Genomic DNA, 17,903 nt, shown 5'->3' with positions numbered 1-17,903 from the left:
CGGAGCCTGGGCGAATCGGGTACCGCGCCGATCTATACCGTCGCATCGAAGGCTGGCGGTACGGCATAGTGTTGGGTGCCGAGCGGCCGGCCTGACGAAATGTCCAGTTTGGGCCGTTCCACTGTCCCCTGTGGTGTAATTGGCAGCACTGAGGCTTTTGGTGCCTTAAGTCCGGGTTCGAGTCCTGGCGGGGGAGCAACTGCTGCAACCGAGCAAAGTCCGGGTCCTGACCACACGGTCAGGACCCGCTGTCGTTTCATCTGCCATACGCCCCGGTATCCTTCGGATGACCACCACCCGAAGTAGCCAAGAAGCCGAAGGGCATCCCCGTGAGCGCCAACCGCCCGGCAGCCGTCGTCGTTCTCGCAGCGGGTGAGGGTACCCGCATGAAGTCGGCGACCCCCAAGGTCCTGCACCCGATCTGTGGCCGCTCCCTCGTGGGCCATGTCGTCGCCGCCTCGCGCGAGCTGAATCCCGAGCATCTCGTCGTGGTCGTCGGTCACGCCCGGGAGCAGGTGCAGGCGCATCTGTCCGAGGTCGACCCGGCCATCCGCAGCGCCGTGCAGCACGAGCAGCGCGGCACCGGCCACGCCGTGCGCGTCGGCCTGGAAGAGCTGGTCGAGAAGGGTGCCGCCCTCGACGGCACGGTCGTCGTCGTGTGCGGCGACACTCCGCTCCTGACCGGCGAGACGCTGCGCCGGCTGAGTGACACCCACTCCGCCGACGGGAACGCCGTCACCGTTCTGTCGGCCGAGGTTCCGGACTCGACGGGCTACGGCCGCATCGTCCGGGACGATGCGAGCGGATCCGTCACCGCGATCGTGGAGCACAAGGACGCGACCGACGCGCAGCGGACGATCCGGGAGATCAATTCCGGGGTGTTCGCGTTCGACGCCAAGCTGCTGGTCGAGGCGCTGGGCAAGGTGCGTACGGACAACAGCCAGGGTGAGGAGTACCTCACCGACGTGCTGGGGATCGTGCGGAAGGCGGGGCATCGTGTGGGTGCGGCCGTGGCCGGCGATCACCGCGAGATCCTCGGGATCAACAACCGGGTGCAGCTGGCCCAGGCCCGGCGGCTGCTGAACGACCGGCTGCTGGAGCGGGCGATGCTCGCCGGTGTGACGGTCGTGGATCCGGCGTCGACGTGGGTCGATGTGACGGTGGAGTTCGAGCCGGACGCGATCGTGCACCCGGGTACGCAGCTGGTGGGTGCCACGCATATCGGCGCCGGTGCGGAGGTCGGGCCGCAGTCGCGCCTCACGGACACGGTCGTGGGTGCGGACGCGGTGGCGTCCTTCACGGTGGCGGAGGGTGCGCGCATCGGGGAGGGGGCGAGCGTCGGTCCCTACGCCTATCTGCGGCCGGGTACGGATCTCGGTGCGAAGGCCAAGGCCGGTACGTACGTGGAGATGAAGAACGCGTCGATCGGTGAGGGCACGAAGGTGCCGCATCTGTCCTATGTGGGGGATGCGACCATTGGCGAGTACACCAACATCGGTGCCGCGAGCGTGTTTGTGAATTACGACGGTGAGGCCAAGCACCACACGACGGTCGGTTCACATTGCAAGACGGGGTCGGACAACATGTTCGTGGCTCCCGTCACGATCGGGGACGGCGCCTATACGGCGGCCGGCTCGGTCATCACCAAGGATGTGCCCCCGGGTTCGCTGGCGGTCGCGCGCGGCCAGCAGCGGAATATCGAGGGTTGGGTCGCACGTAAGCGGCCCGGAAGCGCCGCCGCGCAGGCCGCTTCGGCAGCTCGCCAGGAGTCCGAAGGCGAGCGGTGACCGTGCACTGGGTACGCCGTGCGGGGCGTTACCGTGATAAGCGCACGCAAACAGGGATTCGAGGAGATTTGCTGTGACCGGGATCAAGACGACCGGCGAGAAGAAGCTCATGCTCTTCTCCGGCCGCGCCCACCCCGAGCTGGCCGAGGAGGTCGCGCACCAGCTGGGTGTGGGCCTGGTCCCGACGAAGGCGTTCGACTTCGCCAATGGTGAGATCTACGTCCGTTATCAGGAGTCGGCGCGTGGTGCGGACTGCTTTTTGATTCAGAGCCACACGGCTCCGATCAATAAGTGGATCATGGAACAGCTGATCATGCTTGATGCGCTGAAGCGGGCGTCGGCCCGGAGCATCACCGTGGTCGTGCCGTTTTACGGCTATGCGCGGCAGGACAAGAAGCACCGTGGGCGGGAGCCGATTTCGGCTCGCCTGATCGCGGATTTGATGAAGACCGCGGGTGCGGACCGTGTGGTGACGGTGGATCTGCACACGGACCAGATCATGGGCTTCTTCGACGGTCCGGTTGATCACCTTTTCGCGCTGCCGGTTCTTGCCGACTATGTGGGTGCGAAGGTCGACCGCGACAAGCTGACGGTGGTGTCGCCGGACGCGGGCCGGGTGCGCGTTGCCGACCGTTGGTGCGACCGCCTGGGTGCGCCGCTGGCGATCGTGCACAAGCGGCGTGACAAGGACGTGGCGAATCAGGTCACGGTGCACGAGGTCGTCGGTGACGTGAAGGACCGGGTGTGTGTCCTGGTCGACGACATGATCGACACGGGTGGCACGATCTGTGCGGCTGCGGACGCGCTGTTCGCGAACGGTGCGGCGGATGTGATCGTGACGGCGACGCACGGTGTGCTGTCGGGTCCGGCCGCGGACCGGCTGAAGAATTCGAAGGTGAGCGAGTTCGTGTTCACGAACACGCTGCCCACGCCGTCGGAGCTGGAGCTGGACAAGATCACGGTGCTGTCGATGGCGCCGACGATCGCGCGGGCGATCCGTGAGGTGTTCGAGGACGGTTCGGTGACGAGCCTCTTCGAGGAGCAGTGACTTCGGTCCTGATCGGGCTCGGACGCTGATCGACTTTGGGGCGGCCTTCCCGCCGGGTAGACTCATCGAGTTGCTCGGCGAGGGAGGCCGCACTTCTGTGTGGCTGGTCCGTTATCGACGCGCTCTTCGTAGCAGGTCTGTCGTGGGCCGGGTGACGCCCGTCAGATCTTTCTGAGATTACGAGGAGTGCAGTCATGGCTGAGGTCAAGCTCACCGCCCAGGCCCGTACCGACTTCGGTAAGGGTGCCGCCCGTCGTGCCCGTCGCGCGGACCTGGTTCCCGCTGTGGTGTACGGCCACGGTGCGGAGCCGAAGCACGTCGCGATCCACAACCACGCCCTGATGATGGCGCTGAAGACCCCGAACGTCCTGATCGGTCTGGACATCGACGGCAAGCACGAGCTGGTCATCCCGAAGGCCGTGCAGCGCGAGGCCATCCGTGGCTTCCTGGTGCACGTGGACTTCCTGACCGTCAAGAAGGGCGAGAAGGTCACCGTCGAGGTGCCGATCCACGTCGAGGGCGACCTGGCCCCGGGTGGCAACCTGCTCGAGCACATCCTGAACACGCTGCCGATCGAGGCCGAGGCGACCCACCTTCCGGAGTCGGTCACCATCTCCGTCGAGGGTCTGGAGGCCGGTGCGTCGATCCAGGCGAAGGACATCGCGCTGCCGTCGGGCTCCTCGCTGGCCGTCGAGGACGACGCCGTCGTGCTGCAGGTCGTCTCGGCGCAGGCCGAGGCTCCGGCCGAGGAGGCCGCCGAGGGCGAGGCTGCCGAGGGCGCCGAGGCCTGATCCTCTTCCGGGGCTGCGTCCGTTGCGGGCGTGCCCCGGATCCGGTGTTTGTGACCGTCGTTCCGCGCTGTGGCGCGGGGCGACGGTCGCGTTCGTTGAAGGAGCATGCAGATGACGGATGCGGACAGCCCGTGGCTGATCGTGGGGCTGGGCAATCCCGGTCCGGAGTACGCGGCGAACCGGCACAACGTCGGTTTCATGGTGGCGGACCTGCTCGCGGAGCGGGTGGGTGGCCGTTTCAAGGCGCACAAGGCGCGGGCGCAGGTGGTGGAGGGGCGGATCGGCGCTCCGGGGCCGGGGAGTCGGCGGGTGGTGGTGGCGAAGCCGTCGTCGTTCATGAATCTGTCGGGCGGCCCGACGACCGCGTTGCGGGATTTCTACAAGGTGCCGGTGGAGCGGATCATCGCGGTGCATGACGAGTTGGACATCGATTACGGTGCGCTGCGTCTGAAGCTGGGTGGTGGTGACAACGGCCACAACGGATTGAAGTCGATCACGAAGTCGTTGGGTGCGGAGTACCACCGGGTGCGGTTCGGGATCGGGCGTCCGCCGGGGCGGATGCAGGTGGCGGATTTCGTGCTCAAGGACTTTTCGTCGGCGGAGCGCAAGGAGTTGGGCTACTTCGTGGACCGTGCGGCGGATGCCGTGGAGGCGTTGGTCGTGGAGGGGCTGGAACGGGCGCAGACTACGTACAACTCGTGAAGGGGACAGCTCGGGGCAGGGGCTGACGAACCGTATGTCCGAGGTTGACCGGGCGCGGTTGATGGCCAAGGATCGCCGCCATGCCCAATAGCAGTACGCGCACCAGTTCGGTCAGACGCAGCCGCACCCGTCGGGTGGGTGAGAGCGCCTATGGGGCGTTGCTTGTCGCCAGGATGGGGTTGATGGGGCTGCTGGCGCTGCTGTTGTTGGTGGCGGGTGTGTGGACGTCGTGGAACACGGCGCAGTACGCGATGCTCGTGAGTGCGCGGGAGCGCGGCACGATGACAGTGACGGAGTGCCAGGGGAAGCGGTGCACGGGTCCGTATGTGCCGACGGCGGGGGACGGCAGGCCGCGTCCGAAGGTGTCGGTGGCGCAGGCGGCGGCGCCGGACGAGGGTGAGCGGATCGATGTGACGCTCAAGCCGGGGACGACGCGTGCGGTGCGGACGGGGCCGGCCGGGATCCTGCATGCGTGGGTGCCGTTCGCGGGGGCGTTGTTGCTGGCGGCGCTGGTGGTGGCCGGGGGGATGCGGATGCGGCGTACGGCGTGGGGGATGGGTTTGTTGGGTGTGGTGTTGCTGGGGGCGGCGTTTGCCGCGATGTAGGCGGTGTGGTGTGGATACGGCGGCGGCCCGCTCCTCGGGTGAGGGGCGGGCCGTCGTCGTCGGTGCTGCGCCGGGTCGTCGTGGCCGGTGCCTCAGCCGGTGTTGCGCAGGCCGGCGGCCACGCCGTTGACGGTGAGGAGCAGCGCGCGGGCGAGTACCGGGTCGGCTTCTTCTCCGCGTTCGGCGGCCTGGCGCTGGCGGTCCAGCAGGGAGACCTGGAGGTAGGAGATCGGGTCGAGGTAGGCGTCGCGGATGTGGAAGGTCTGCTTGAGGGCGGGGTTGGAGTCGAGGAGTTCCTTTTCGCCGGTGATGCGCAGGACTTCCTGGACGGTGAGCTCGTGTTCGGCCCTGATGCCGTCGAAGACGTGCTTGAGGTCGTCGGGAACGAGGGTGTCGACGTAGTGCTGGGCGATCCGCAGGTCGGTCTTGGCCAGCGTCATGGTGACGTTGGACAGGAAGTTGCGGAAGAAGTGCCAGTGCTCGTGCATTTCGTCGAGGACGTTGTCGAGCCCCGCTTCGCGGGCGGCCTTGAGGCCGCTGCCGACGCCGTACCAGCCGGGGACGATCTGGCGGGACTGGGTCCAGCCGAACACCCACGGGATGGCGCGCAGGCCGTCGAGCGAGACGCCCGAGCCGGGGCGGCGGGAGGGCCGCGAGCCCAGGTGCAGGTCGGCGAGCTGGTCGACCGGGGTGGAGGCGAGGAAGTACGTCGGCAGGTCCGGGTCCTCGACGAGCTTGCGGTAGGCGCCGTGCGCGGCGTCGGAGACGACGTCCATGGCGGCGTCCCAGCGGGCGAGGGCCTCGTCGGACTGGCGGGGGGCGGTGTGCAGGGCGGAGGCCTGGAGGGTGGCGGCGACCGTCAGTTCCAGGTTCTCGCGGGCCAGGGACGGGACGAGGTACTTGTCGGAGATGACCTCGCCCTGTTCGGTGACCTTGATCTCGCCTTCGAGGGTGCCGTAGGGCTGGGCGAGGATCGCGTCGTGGGAGGGGCCGCCGCCGCGGCCGACGGTGCCGCCGCGGCCGTGGAAGAGGCGCAGTCGTACGCCGTGGCGGTGGGCGACGTCGCGGAGGAGGCGCTGGGCGCGGTGGATCTCCCACTGTGAGGTGGTGATGCCGCCGAACTTGGAGGAGTCGGAGTAGCCCAGCATGACTTCCTGGACGTCGCCGCGGAGGGCGACCAGGCGTCGGTAGGACGGGTCGGAGAGCATCTCGTCGAGCAGCCGGTCGGCGATCTTCAGCTCGTCGGTGGTCTCCAGCAGCGGCACGATGCCGACCTTGGCCCAGCCGGCGTGCAGGTCGATGAGTCCGGCCTCGCGGGCCAGCACCGCGGCGGCGAAGACGTCGTCGGAGCCCTGGCACATGGAGATGATGTAGGACTCGATGACCTCGGGGCCGAAGGTGTCCTTGGCCTTGAGGATGGTGCGGAAGACGCCGAGGGTCTTGGCGCCGGCGTCGTCGAGGGGTGCGGGGTGCGGGGCCAGCGGACGGCGCGAGCGGAGTTCCTTGGCCAGGAGCTTGCGGCGGTAGTCGCGCGGCATGTCCACGTAGCGCCAGGATTCTTCGCCGAGGCGGTCGAAGAGCTGGCCGAGGGCCTGGTGGTGGGCGTCGGCGTGCTCGCGGATGTCCATGGTGGCGAGCTGGAGGCCGAAGGCGGCGATGGTGCGCAGGGTGCGCTCGAGACGGCCGTCGGCGACCAGGCCGCCGCGGTGTTCGCGCAGCGAGGTCTGGATGAGGGCGAGGTCGTCGAGGAGCTCGGTGGTGCCGAGGTAGTCGCGGCCGGGGACGTGGGGGGTGTCGCCGGCGAGGCGGTCGCGGGTGTTGAGGAGCTTCTGCCGGATGCAGGTGGCCTTGAGGCGGTAGGGCTCCTCGGCGTTCAGCCGCTTGTAGCGGGGGCTGAATTCGGGGAGCAGCTCCAGGTCGCGCTTGAGCGAGTCCAGCAGCTCGTCGGTGGCGCCGGAGTTGCGGATCGAGTTCGACAGCGCGTTGCGCAGCTCGTCGATGTGCTCCAGGGCGTCCGTGATGCCGTGTTCGTGCTGGAGGATCAGCACGTCCCAGGTGACCTGGGGGGTGACGTTGGGGTTGCCGTCGCGGTCGCCGCCGATCCAGGTACCGAAGGTGAGGGGGCGGGTGCCGGCGGGCAGCTCGGCGCCGGCCCGTTCCAGTTCGGCGGCGAGGTCTTCGAGGACGTCGCCGACTGCGCCGCGGCCCAGCTCGTCGAGGTAGTAGATGGCGTTCCGGGCCTCGTCGGTGGGCTCGGGGCGGGCCACCCGCAGTTCGTCGGTCTGCCAGATCAGGTCGATGTTCTCCGCGAGGCGGAGGTCGGTGCGGCGCAGGTCGGTGGTGTCCGCGTGGTCGAGGAGTTCGGCGACCTTGCGGAGCTTGGTGAGGACGGAGCGGCGGGCGGCCTCGGTGGGGTGCGCGGTGAAGACGGGGCGTACGCCGAGGTTGCGGGCGGTTTCGTGCAGGTGCTCGGGGTCGGCGTCCTTGAGCATGTCGGCCGTGCGGGCCAGGATGCTGCCTTCGGCGGCGCGCCGGGCGCGCAGCTCGCGGCCGCGGTGGACCTGTTCGGTGACGTTGGCCAGGTGGAAGTACGTGGAGAAGGCGCGCACCAGCTTGGCGGCGGTGGCCAGGTCGGTGTCGCCCAGGAGCCGGGCGGCCGCTTCGCCGTCGGAGCGGGTGAGGGCGCGTACCCGCTCGACGAGGTCGAGGAGGTCCTCACCTTCCTGCCGGACGAGGGTTTCGCCGAGGAGGTCGCCGAGGCGGCGGATGTCGGCGCGCAGGGCGGTGTGGTCGCGGGCTTCGCCGTCGGTGGTGTCCGTGTGCACGGCGTGCGCGGGCTCGGCGGCGGTGTTGTCGGCACTGCTCACAGGTGCGGCTCCTTGCATTTGAGCACGTCTGGGCTTGCGGGCGGGTTGCGGACCGCGCTGTCCGACGTCCCCAGGATAGGTCTCCCCGAAATTGACGGATCACACCGTCCGATTGCTGGGCAGCACGCGCGGTGAGTGGGCGTGCGGGGCCTGTCACGGCCTTGCCCCGAGCGGTCTCGCTGCCATACTTACGAAACCGTAGGTTACGGTCCCGTACTCGTAGCGGGCCGTACTCCGGGAGTGATCTCGCTCCCCGAGCCCCCGAGACCCCCGCCCGAGGGACATCACATGACCGCTGGTCCAGAAGCCGTCGAAGAGTCACCGATTTCCACCGATTCACCCCTGCCGTCGGCGACGCTGGGTGGTGACAGCAAGCGTTCGCTGGAGCAGGTCACTCTGCTGCTGTTCATCATCGTTCCGTTCGTGGCGCTGCTGGCCGCGGTGCCGCTGGCGTGGGGGTGGGGGGTGAGCTGGCTGGATCTGGCGCTGATGACAGCGATGTACTTCATCGGCTGCCACGGCATCACCATCGGCTTCCACCGCTATTTCACGCATGGCGCCTTCAAGGCGAAGCGTCCGCTGCGCATCGCCTTGGCGATCATGGGCTCGCTGGCCGTGGAGGGTCCGCTCGTCCGCTGGGTCGCCGACCATCGCCGGCATCACAAGTTCTCCGACGCCGAGGGTGACCCGCATTCGCCGTGGCGCTACGGCGAGAGCGTCCCCGCGCTGCTGAAGGGCCTGTGGTGGGCGCACATGGGCTGGATGTTCGACGAGGAGCAGACCTCGCAGCACAAGTACGCGCCCGATCTGATCAAGGACAGCGCGATCCGCGCCGTCTCCCGCCAGTTCGTGCTGTGGACAGTGGTTTCGCTGCTGATCCCGCCGCTGGTCGGGGGCCTGGTGACCTGGTCGTGGCAGGGGGCGCTGTCGGCGCTCTTCTGGGGTTCCCTGGTGCGTGTGGCGCTGCTGCACCACGTCACCTGGTCGATCAACTCCATCTGTCACGCCGTGGGCAGCCGGCCCTTCAAGTCGCGCGACCGTTCCGGCAACGTGTGGTGGCTGGCGGTGCTGTCCTGCGGCGAGTCCTGGCACAACCTGCACCACGCCGACCCGACCTGTGCCCGGCACGGCGTACTGAAGGGCCAGGTGGATTCCAGCGCCCGGCTGATCCGCTGGTTCGAGAAGGCGGGCTGGGCGTACGACGTCCGCTGGCCGAACGCTTCCCGGATCGACGCCCGACGCAAGGACAAGGCCGAGCAGGCGGCATGATTGACGAGTGGCGATCGACGGCAGCAGCGTGAGCAACGGCAAGGACAAGACTCCCCCGGGCACGGGTACCCGGCGCACCCGCAGGGTCCGGATGACGGGCGCCGAGCGCCGTGAGCAGCTGCTGGACATCGGTCGCACACTCTTTGCCGAGCGGGGCTTCGAGGGCACTTCGGTGGAGGAGATCGCGGCGAAGGCGGGGGTTTCCAAACCGGTCGTGTATGAGCACTTCGGCGGCAAGGAGGGCCTGTACGCGGTGGTCGTGGACCGCGAGATGCGCCAGCTGCTGGACATGGTGACGGGTGCGCTGACCGCCGGCCATCCCCGCGAACTCCTCGAGCAGGCCGCGTTCGCCCTCCTCGACTACATCGAGACCTTCACCGACGGCTTCCGCATCCTCGTCCGCGACTCCCCCGTCGCCCAGTCCACGGGGACCTTCGCCTCCTTGATCAGTGATATCGCCACCCAGGTCGAGGACATCCTCGGCCTGGAGTTCAAGGCCCGCGGCTTCGACGCGAAGCTCGCTCCCCTCTACGCCCAGGCCCTGGTGGGGATGGTCGCGCTGACCGGCCAGTGGTGGCTGAACGTCCGCAAGCCGAAGAAGGCCGAGGTGGCCGCCCATCTGGTGAATCTGGCGTGGCACGGCCTGGACGGGCTGGAGGCGAAGCCCCGGTTGATCGGGCACCGGAAGGCCTGAGGGGTGGGGCGTGCGCCTGCCGTGGCCCGGCGTCCCCACCGTGCCGCCACCGCGCCGCCCCATTCGATGATCATGGTCTGACCCACTGATCGGCCGTCGTCGTCCACCGCGCCTTCCTCGATGACCACGCGGCGACCTTCCGGGGGCCGCGAGGGTGAGCCGAGACACCGACCTGGATGCAGATCCCGTTGAAGCCGGGCGGCGTGATGACTACGGGCCCGAGTTCCGCGTGGTGAGGTGATTCCGCTTGTTCGCCGGCGGATGGTGGACGACGACGGCCGTCGGACGGCGGATTGTGCCGGTGCCCCGTAACGCGGGACTGCGACGTGACGGAGGCACCGGCCCCGCGACCGCGCCGCTCAGGCTGCCGGCTTCTGAGCGATCGCGAAGATCCGCCGGAACGGGAAGACCGTGCCGTGGCGGCCCGTCGGGTAGGCCGTGCGCAGGAGGTCGCGGAATTCGGCGAGGAAGGCGTCGCGGGCGGCGGGGTCGTCCTCGAGGGCGGTCAGGACGGGGCGCAGGGCGGTGCCCTTGACCCAGTCCAGGACGGGGTCGTCGCCCTGGAGGAGTTGGACGTAGGTGGTCTCCCAGACGTCGGTCGCGCAGCCGAGGTCGGTGAGGCGCTGGAGGTAGTCGGCCGGTTCGAGGATGTGGACGAAGCGGCGGCCGTGACTGGTGAGGCGTTCGCGCCACTGCGGGGCGTCGCAGAGCTCACCCAGGAGGGCGTGGCTGGGGGAGGTGAAGTTGCCGGGGACCTGGAAGGCGAAGGTGCCGCCCGGGGGGAGGGCGTCGATCCAGCGGGCGAAGGAGTGGGGGTGGTTGGGGACCCACTGGAGCGCCGCGTTGGAGACGATCAGGTCGTACGGCTCGTCGGGGGTCCAGTCGGCGGCGTCGCCGGGGGTGAAGTCGAGGAGGCCGCCGCCGGGGGTCGGGCCGGCGTACGTCTTGGCTTCGCTCAGCATCTCGGGGGAGTTGTCGAAGCCGGTGATGTGGGCGTCGGGCCAGCGGTCGGTGAGCTGGACGGTGACGTTCCCGGGACCGCAGCCGAGGTCGGCGATGCGGGTGGGGCCCGCGTGCCGGGGGAGGTCGGGTATGCGGTTGAGCAGGTCGTGGAACGGGCGGGTGCGGTGCCCGGAGTGGTGGAGATACTGCTGCGGATCCCAGGTTGGTGCGTCGTGCATGTTCGAAACCCCTTCGCTGGTACAGGGCTGACTCGTGACTCGCGAACGGTTGGTTTTGGCCAACGCTGGTGAAGCGAGCTTCCCGCCGACGATGCCCAATACTCCACCCAAATATATCTTGACGTCAAGAGACTTCATGTCGACAGACCCTTTACACTGATCGTCATGGAGGACGAGGTCGACCGACTGGTAGCAGCATGGCGCCGGGAGCGCCCGGACCTCGACGTGGAGCCACTTGAGGTCCTCAGCCGGGTGTCCAGGCTGGCCAGACACCTCGACCGGGCCCGGCGGATCGCCTTCGCCGAGGTCGGCCTGGAGCCCTGGGAGTTCGACGTGCTGACCGCGCTGCGGCGCGCGGGCGCGCCGTATCAGCTCTCCCCGGGCGCCCTGCTGACGCAGACGCTGGTCACCTCCGGCACGATGACCAACCGCATCGACCGGCTCGCCAAGAAGGGCCTGGTCGAGCGGCTGCCCGACCCCAGCGACCGACGGGGGGTCCTCGTCCGGCTGACCGCCGAGGGCCGCGACAAGGCCGATCAGTCGCTGGCCGGCCTGCTCGCCCAGGAACGCGCCATCCTCGCCGAGCTCTCCCGTCAGCAGCGCCATGAATTGGCCGGACTGCTGCGCCGGTTGACCGGTCCTTTCGACAATATTCCCGGCTGACGCCCCCTCGGCCGTCGCGCACCAGGGAGCACACCGCCACTCGTGCGACGTGCCCTTGCCGCCCGCTCCCCCGTCGGCTTGGATCGCGCCATGAGCCCGCAGCGCGCACCGCACCCGGCGAACGGCGGCCACAGCAGCCCGTACGGCAGCCGCTTCTCGGACCGTACGGTGCTGGTGACCGGAGCCGCCGCCGGGATCGGGGCGGCCACGGCCGACCGGCTGGCGGCCGAAGGCGCCGCCGTCCTGCTGCTGGACATCGACGACGAGCGCGGCGAGCACACCGCGCGCCGTATCCGCGCGGCCGGCGGGCGGGCCTCGTTCGAGCACTGCGATGTGGCGGCGGAGGACGACTGGCGGCGCGCGACCGAGGCGGCCCGGCGGCGCTACGGGCCGGTGGACGGGCTGGTCAGCAACGCCTTCCTGCCCTATGTCGCGGCCGCCGACCGAACCCCGCTCGCGGACTGGGAGCGGCAGCTGGCGGTCAACCTGACGGGGGCCTTCCTGGGGGTGCGGGCCGTGCTGGACGATCTGCGCGCGCGGCACGGCGCGGTGGTGCTGACCTCGTCCGTCCATGCCCTCATCGGGCTGCCGGGACGTCCCGCGTACGCCGCGTCCAAGGCCGGGCTGACCGGGCTGGGGCGGCAGCTGGCCGTGGAGTACGGGCCCGAGGTGCGGGTCAACAGTGTGCTGCCGGGACCGGTGCTGACCGCCGCCTGGGACGGCATCGGTGAGGCGGAGCGGCAGGCCAGCGCCGAGGAGACCGCGGCGCGGCGGCTGGGGCGCCCGGAGGAGGTCGCCGCGGCCATCGCCTTTCTGCTCTCACCGGAGGCATCCTTCGTCACGGGCGCGAGCCTCGTCGTCGACGGCGGGTGGAGCGTGTACAAGAACTCGAGTTGAACGGGACAGCGGGAATCTGAACTTCGACCCTGGGGGTCCGATGGGCGGCATCCGTTTCGGCGGCGACTACAACCCCGAGCAGTGGCCCGAGCAGGTCTGGGCCGAGGACCTGAAGCTGATGAAGGCGGCACAGGTCACCATGGTCACCGCCGGGATCTTCTCCTGGGCCAAGGTCGAACCCCGGCCGCAGGCATGGGACTTCGGCTGGTTCGACAGGGTGATGGACGGCCTGGCGAGGGCCGGTATCGACGTCTGCCTGGCGACGATGACGGCCTCGCCGCCGCCCTGGCTCTCCCGCGCACATCCCGAGATCCTCCCCGAGAGCGCCGACGGCGGGCGGCGCTGGCCGGGTGGGCGGCAGCACTACTGCCCCTCCAGCCCCGTCTACCGCGCCCACGCCGTGCGTCTCGTCGAGCAGCTCGCCAACCGCTACGCCGGCCACCCGGCACTGGCCATGTGGCACGTGGGCAACGAGTACGGGTGCCACACCCGGCAGTGCTACTGCGACGTCTCGGCCGAGGACTTCCGCAGGTGGCTGCGGGAGCGGTACGAGAGCATCGACGCGCTGAACGACGCGTGGTCGACGGCCTTCTGGTCCCAGGGATACGGGGATTTCGACGAGGTGCTGCCGCCGCGCACGGCGCCCACCTTCCCCAACCCCGGCCAGCAGCTGGACTATCTGCGGTTCGGTGACGCGGCACTGCGGGAGTGCTATCTCGCCGAGAAGGCGGTGCTGACGCGTCTCACGCCGCAGGTGCCGGTCACCACCAATCTGATGCCGCAGCACAAGCCGGTCGACGCGTTCGCCTGGTCCGCGCACATGGACGCGATGGCGCTGGACTTCTACCAGGACCCGTATGCCGCCGATGACCACATCCGCGCCGGGTACGTCTTCGACCTGATGCGTTCGGCGCGGTCCGGACAGCCGTGGCTGCTGCTGGAGCAGGCGCCGAGCGCGGTCAACTGGCGTCCCCGCAACGGCCCCAAGCCGCCGGGGGCGATGCGGCTGTGGAGCTGGCAGGCCGTCGCCCAGGGCGCGGACGCGGTGCTGTACTTCCAGTGGCGCCAGTCGCTGGGCGGCGCGGAGAAGTTCCACTCGGCGATGCTGCCGCACGGCGGCACCGACACCCGCGTCTTCCGTGAAGTGGCGGGCCTGGGCCGGGAGCTGGCGGCGCTGCCGGAGATCGCGGGGACGCGGTCGGCGGCCGGGGTGGCGCTGCTGGCGGACTGGCACAGTTGGTGGGCTCTGGAGGTGGACTCCAAGCCGTCGACCGCGCTGGACCACTCCCGGATCGCGCTGGACCACTACCGGCCCCTGTTCGAGGCGGGCGTCACCTGCGACGTGGTGCCGCCGCAGCGGGAGCTGGGCGGGTACCGCCTGGTCGTCGTGCCCAATCTGTATCTCCTCACGGCGCGGGACGCGGAGCGGCTGGCGGCCTATGTGCGCGGCGGCGGGCACCTGGTGGTGTCGTTCTTCTCCGGGATCGTGGACGAGCACGACCGGGTCCACCCCGGCGGCTATCCGGCGCCGCTGCGGGAGCTGCTGGGGCTGCGGGTGGAGGAGTTCTGGCCGCTGGACGCGGGCCGGACGGTGACCGTCGGCGGTGCGGGCTCCGCCCGAAGCCGAGGGCATGGGGGGACGTACACCGGGTCGGCGGATCTGTGGTCGGAGGCCATCGACCTGGAGGGCGCCGAGGCGCTGGCCTGCTTCACGGACGGGGAGCTCGCCGGGCGGCCCGCGGTGACCCGGCACGCGTACGGGCGGGGCACGGTCTGGTATGTCGGCACCCGGCTCGAACCGGCCCTGATGCGGGAGTTGTTGGACGACGTACGGGAGGCGGCCGGGGTGGCGCCCGTCCTGCCGGGGCTGCCGGCGGGGGTGCAGGCCACGGTGCGCGAGGATCCGCAGGGGCCGTACGGCCGGTTCACCTTCCTGCTCAACCACCGGGCCGAGGCCGTCGAGGTCACGCTGCCGGCCGCGATGACGGACGTGCTGGCGGCGGCCGGTACGGCCTCGGGGGCGGCGCCCCCGCCCACCGACCGGATCACCCTGCCGGCCCGGGGCGTGGCCGTACTGACCGAGCCGGAGGGCGCCGCCTAGAAGCTACGGCACGGCCACCGGGGCGGCCGTCGCGGCCACCGTCGCCGGCTCGACCTCCGCCGGGCCCACGCCGGCCCGGCGGGCCAGCGCCACCGCGGCGAGGGTGGAGTGCACGTCGAGCTTGCCGAGGACGTTCTGCATATGGGTGCGGACGGTGTGCGGCGAGAGGAACAGCCGCTCGGCGACCGCCTTGCGGCCCAGCCCCGCCACCATGCAGCGCAGCACCTCGCGCTCGCGGGGCGTCAGCGACTCCACCAGCCGCTCGCTCTCGGTGCGGTGCTTGCGGGCCGCCGTCAGCTCGCGCAGGACGCCGGTCAGCAGGGCGGGCGGCAGATGCGTCTCGTCGCGCAGGACGCCGCGGATGACGGCGAGCAGCCGGGAGAGCGAGCAGTCCTTGGCGACCCAGCCCGAGGCGCCGGCCTGGAGGGCAGCGGCCGCGCGGCGCGGGTCGTCCCGCTCGGCGAGGACGACCGTGCGCAGGGAGGGGTGGCTGGTGCGCAGTCCGGCGACCAGTGCGATACCGGCCGCGGCGGCGGTGCGTGGGGCGCCCTCGCGGGTCGCGGACGGCTGCGGCGGCACCGCCGAGAGCTGTGCCACGGCGGTCAGTTCGGCATCCACGAGCACGACATCGAAGCGGCGCCCCTCGGCGGCGGCCCGCTCCAGACTGCGCAGCGCCGCCGGGGCACTGCCCGCCGCCGCCACGTCCACGTCCTGTTCCGCCGCGAGCGCGGCCGCCAGCGATTCGGCGAAGATGCGGTGGCCGTCGACCACCAGAACCCGGATGCGTTGCACGGAGACCCCCTGTCTCGGTGAACGGACCATAGCGGGCACGACGCCCGGATTGAAGATCGCCTCGGTCGCACGGCCGCCGCCGTGCCGACATGACTACCCCACCCCGGACGCCGTACCCGACGGTCTCGCCCCCTGATCGGCACCGGCCCCCACCGGTGCTGACCTCAGCGTACGGACAGGGCGCCGCGGCGGAAGGCGAATGGCCGAACTGGCCGGTGTCCGGGGGTGGTTTTGCGACGGTGCGATGAGCGGGATGCGGCGGACCGGTGGCCGTTTCGCCGGGGCCACCGGTCCGCCACGCCCGTCATCCCAGGCGGCGGGCCCCCGCGCCGGGCACGGCGGTGAAGACGCGCGGGGGGACGAATCCGGCCGCCGCGAAGGCGTCGGTGACGGCAGTGGTGACCTTCTCGGCGTCCGTCTCCTCGACCAGCACGACGGCCGAGCCGCCGAAGCCGCCGCCGGTCATCCGGGCGCCGACGGCGCCGGCCGCGACCGCCGTGTCGACCGCGAGGTCCAGCTCCGCGCAGGAGATCTTGAAGTCGTCGCGGAGCGAGGCGTGTCCGGCGGTGAGCAGCGGGCCGATCGCGCGGGTGTCGCCCGCGTCGAGGCGGGCGATGACCTCTTCGACGCGGTGGTTCTCGGTGACGATGTGGCGTACGAGGCCGCGGACGTCGGGGTCGTCCGCGAGCTTGTCGAGGGCCTCGGGCAGATGCGCGTAGGAGATGTCGCGCAGGGCGCGTACGCCGAGCGCCCGCGCGCCGCGCTCGCAGCCGGCGCGCCGCTCCGCGTATGCGCCGTCTCCGAGTTCGTGCTTGACACAGGTGTCCACGACCAGGAGTCGCAGCCCTTCACCCGCCAAATCGAACGGTACTTGACGCTGGGTGAGGTCCCGGGTGTCCAGAAAGAGGGCGTGGCCCTCGGTGCAGCAGGCGGCGGCGGTCTGGTCCATGATTCCGCACGGGACGCCGACGAAGGCGTTCTCGGCGCGCTGGGCCAGCTGGGCGAGCCGCTGCGCGGGGAGGCCCAGGCCGTAGAGGTCGTTGAGGGCGAGCGCGGTGGCGATCTCCAGGGCGGCGGAGGAGGAGAGTCCGGCGCCGGTGGGCACGGTGCTCTCGTAGTGCAGGTCCGCGCCGCCGACCGGCAGTCCGGCCTCCCGCATCGCCCAGACGATGCCCGCCGGGTACGCGGCCCAGCCGCCGCTGCGCTGCGCGCCGCCCCGGCTCGCCTCCAGGATCCGGTCGGCCGGGCCGGGGGCGGGCCGCAGGGCGTCGATGCGCAGCTCGACGATGCCGCCGTCGGCGCCGCCGGAGTGCAGGCGCAGCACGCCGTCCGGGCGGGCCGAGGCGGCGGCGGCGGTGGTGTGCGGGAGGGCCAACGGCATCACGAAACCGTCGTTGTAATCGGTGTGTTCACCGATCAGGTTGACCCGGCCGGGGGCGGCCCAGACGCCGGTGGGGGCGGCGCCGTACACGGCGTGGAACGCCTCGGCCGTCCCGGCCTCGGTCATGGTCATCAGGACTCCTTCGTCCTCTCCTGCTGCGCGGCGGCGAGCTGCTGGGCGAACTGCCAGGCGTCGGCGACGATCCCGGCGAGGTCGGCGCGGCGGGGGTGCCAGCCGAGCCGTTCGGTGGCGGCCTTGGCGGAGGCCACCAGCACGGCGGGGTCGCCGCCGCGGCGCGGGGCCATGACCTCGGGGACAGGGTGGCCGGTGACCTTGCGGACGGTCTCGATGACCTCGCGGACCGAGAAGCCGTTGCCGTTGCCGAGGTTGCAGATCAGGTGCTCGCCGGCGGTCGCCGCGTCCAGGGCGAGGAGGTGGGCCTCGGCGAGGTCGGCGACGTGGATGTAGTCGCGGATGCAGGTGCCGTCGGGCGTGGGGTAGTCGTCGCCGAAGACGGAGATCGCCTCGCGCCTGCCCTGGGCGACCTGGAGGACGAGCGGGATCAGGTGCGATTCGGGGTCGTGGCGCTCGCCGCAGCTGCCGTAGGCGCCGGCGACGTTGAAATAGCGCAGCGAGACGGCGGCCAGGCCGTGGGCGGTGGCCTCGCCGCTGATCATGTGGTCGACGGCGAGCTTGCTGGCGCCGTAGGGCGAGGTGGGGGCGGTGGGGTCGGTCTCGGTGATGGGGGTGTTCACCGGCTCGCCGTAGGTCGCCGCCGTGGAGGAGAAGACGAGCCTGCGCACCCCGGCCGTGCGCATGGCCGCGAGCAGCTCCATGGTGCCGCCGACGTTGTTGTCCCAGTACTTCTCCGGCTTCACGACGGACTCGCCGACCTGCGAGAAGGCGGCGAAGTGGAGGACCGCGGCGTACGAGTCGTCCAGCCACTTGGCGGCGTCGCGGATGTCGCCCTCGATGAACTCGGCGCCCGCGGGGACGGCGGCCCGGAAGCCGGTGGAGAGGTTGTCGAGGACGGTGACCGTGTGGCCGGCCTCCAGCAGGTGCTGGGCCACCACACTTCCCACGTAACCGGCCCCACCCGTCACCAGGTACTTGGACGACACTGTC

Annotated in this window: 15 protein-coding genes and 1 tRNA gene; 11 read left to right on the top strand and 5 right to left on the bottom strand. The window is 70.6% G+C overall.

The features are described 5' to 3' along the window. The first annotated feature begins 124 nt into the window (after positions 1-124). The 6 genes from ACGFML_RS22815 to ACGFML_RS22790 all read left to right on the top strand — a co-directional run bounded on the left by ACGFML_RS22815 (position 125) and on the right by ACGFML_RS22790 (position 4,933). Positions 125-196 (top strand) — tRNA-Gln (locus tag ACGFML_RS22815). Positions 197-329: 133 nt separating this feature from the next. Beyond that, positions 330-1,787 carry a bifunctional UDP-N-acetylglucosamine diphosphorylase/glucosamine-1-phosphate N-acetyltransferase GlmU gene (gene glmU, locus ACGFML_RS22810; protein WP_393546357.1) on the top strand — a complete coding sequence of 486 codons (1,458 nt, stop codon included), beginning with the start codon at positions 330-332 and terminating at the stop codon, positions 1,785-1,787. 73 nt (positions 1,788-1,860) lie between these two features. Then, positions 1,861-2,835 (top strand): ribose-phosphate diphosphokinase, encoded by a 975-nt coding sequence (locus ACGFML_RS22805; protein WP_393546355.1) that lies wholly within the window; start codon positions 1,861-1,863, stop codon positions 2,833-2,835. Positions 2,836-3,029: 194 nt separating this feature from the next. Further along, positions 3,030-3,626, top strand: coding sequence for a 50S ribosomal protein L25/general stress protein Ctc (locus tag ACGFML_RS22800; RefSeq protein ID WP_393546353.1), 597 nt, complete (start codon positions 3,030-3,032; stop codon positions 3,624-3,626). 111 nt (positions 3,627-3,737) lie between these two features. Then, entirely contained in the window at positions 3,738-4,328 is a 591-nt protein-coding gene (gene pth / locus ACGFML_RS22795) for an aminoacyl-tRNA hydrolase (protein ID WP_393546351.1), read from the top strand. Positions 4,329-4,408: 80 nt separating this feature from the next. Beyond that, complete coding sequence (locus tag ACGFML_RS22790) at positions 4,409-4,933, top strand: hypothetical protein (protein ID WP_393546349.1); 525 nt, start codon at positions 4,409-4,411, stop codon at positions 4,931-4,933. Positions 4,934-5,025: 92 nt separating this feature from the next. On the opposite strand, the gene ppc is transcribed toward ACGFML_RS22790, so the two are convergent. Next, positions 5,026-7,800, bottom strand: coding sequence for a phosphoenolpyruvate carboxylase (gene ppc / locus ACGFML_RS22785; RefSeq protein ID WP_393546347.1), 2,775 nt, complete (start codon positions 7,798-7,800; stop codon positions 5,026-5,028). A 288-nt stretch (positions 7,801-8,088) separates the two neighbouring features. Here ppc and ACGFML_RS22780 point away from each other — a divergent pair, with 288 nt between their 5' ends. After that, positions 8,089-9,069, top strand: coding sequence for an acyl-CoA desaturase (locus ACGFML_RS22780; RefSeq protein ID WP_393546345.1), 981 nt, complete (start codon positions 8,089-8,091; stop codon positions 9,067-9,069). Between the two features lie 7 nt (positions 9,070-9,076). Then, positions 9,077-9,763: a TetR family transcriptional regulator gene (locus ACGFML_RS22775; RefSeq protein ID WP_393546343.1), complete on the top strand. Its 687-nt coding sequence runs from the start codon at positions 9,077-9,079 to the stop codon at positions 9,761-9,763. Positions 9,764-10,122: 359 nt separating this feature from the next. Here ACGFML_RS22775 and ACGFML_RS22770 read toward each other — a convergent pair whose 3' ends face one another. Next, positions 10,123-10,944, bottom strand: coding sequence for a trans-aconitate 2-methyltransferase (locus tag ACGFML_RS22770; protein ID WP_393546341.1), 822 nt, complete (start codon positions 10,942-10,944; stop codon positions 10,123-10,125). A 165-nt stretch (positions 10,945-11,109) separates the two neighbouring features. Here ACGFML_RS22770 and ACGFML_RS22765 point away from each other — a divergent pair, with 165 nt between their 5' ends. From ACGFML_RS22765 to ACGFML_RS22755, 3 genes are all read left to right on the top strand, one after another. Beyond that, complete coding sequence (locus tag ACGFML_RS22765; protein WP_393546339.1) at positions 11,110-11,607, top strand: MarR family winged helix-turn-helix transcriptional regulator; 498 nt, start codon at positions 11,110-11,112, stop codon at positions 11,605-11,607. 90 nt (positions 11,608-11,697) lie between these two features. After that, a complete protein-coding gene (locus tag ACGFML_RS22760; RefSeq protein ID WP_393546337.1) occupies positions 11,698-12,504 on the top strand; it encodes an SDR family NAD(P)-dependent oxidoreductase in 807 nt (268 codons plus the stop codon). A gap of 40 nt (positions 12,505-12,544) precedes the next feature. Continuing rightward, positions 12,545-14,605 carry a beta-galactosidase gene (locus ACGFML_RS22755; RefSeq protein WP_393546335.1) on the top strand — a complete coding sequence of 687 codons (2,061 nt, stop codon included), beginning with the start codon at positions 12,545-12,547 and terminating at the stop codon, positions 14,603-14,605. Positions 14,606-14,608: 3 nt separating this feature from the next. Here ACGFML_RS22755 and ACGFML_RS22750 read toward each other — a convergent pair whose 3' ends face one another. The 3 genes from ACGFML_RS22750 to galE all read right to left on the bottom strand — a co-directional run bounded on the left by ACGFML_RS22750 (position 14,609) and on the right by galE (position 17,899). Continuing rightward, positions 14,609-15,397, bottom strand: coding sequence for a response regulator transcription factor (locus ACGFML_RS22750; protein ID WP_393546333.1), 789 nt, complete (start codon positions 15,395-15,397; stop codon positions 14,609-14,611). A 304-nt stretch (positions 15,398-15,701) separates the two neighbouring features. Continuing rightward, complete coding sequence (gene galK, locus ACGFML_RS22745; RefSeq protein ID WP_393546331.1) at positions 15,702-16,910, bottom strand: galactokinase; 1,209 nt, start codon at positions 16,908-16,910, stop codon at positions 15,702-15,704. Next, on the bottom strand, positions 16,910-17,899 hold the full coding sequence (gene galE / locus ACGFML_RS22740; RefSeq protein WP_393546428.1) for a UDP-glucose 4-epimerase GalE: 990 nt from the start codon (positions 17,897-17,899) through the stop codon (positions 16,910-16,912). Before galE ends, galK begins: the two co-directional genes overlap by 1 nt. Positions 17,900-17,903: the final 4 nt, after the last annotated feature.

The sequence above is a fragment of the Streptomyces sp. NPDC048650 genome, from assembly GCF_043199095.1.
Lineage (GTDB): Bacteria > Actinomycetota > Actinomycetes > Streptomycetales > Streptomycetaceae > Streptomyces.
The sequence above is the reverse complement of the archived record's forward strand: the minus strand, read 5'-3'. Positions and strand labels throughout refer to the sequence as shown.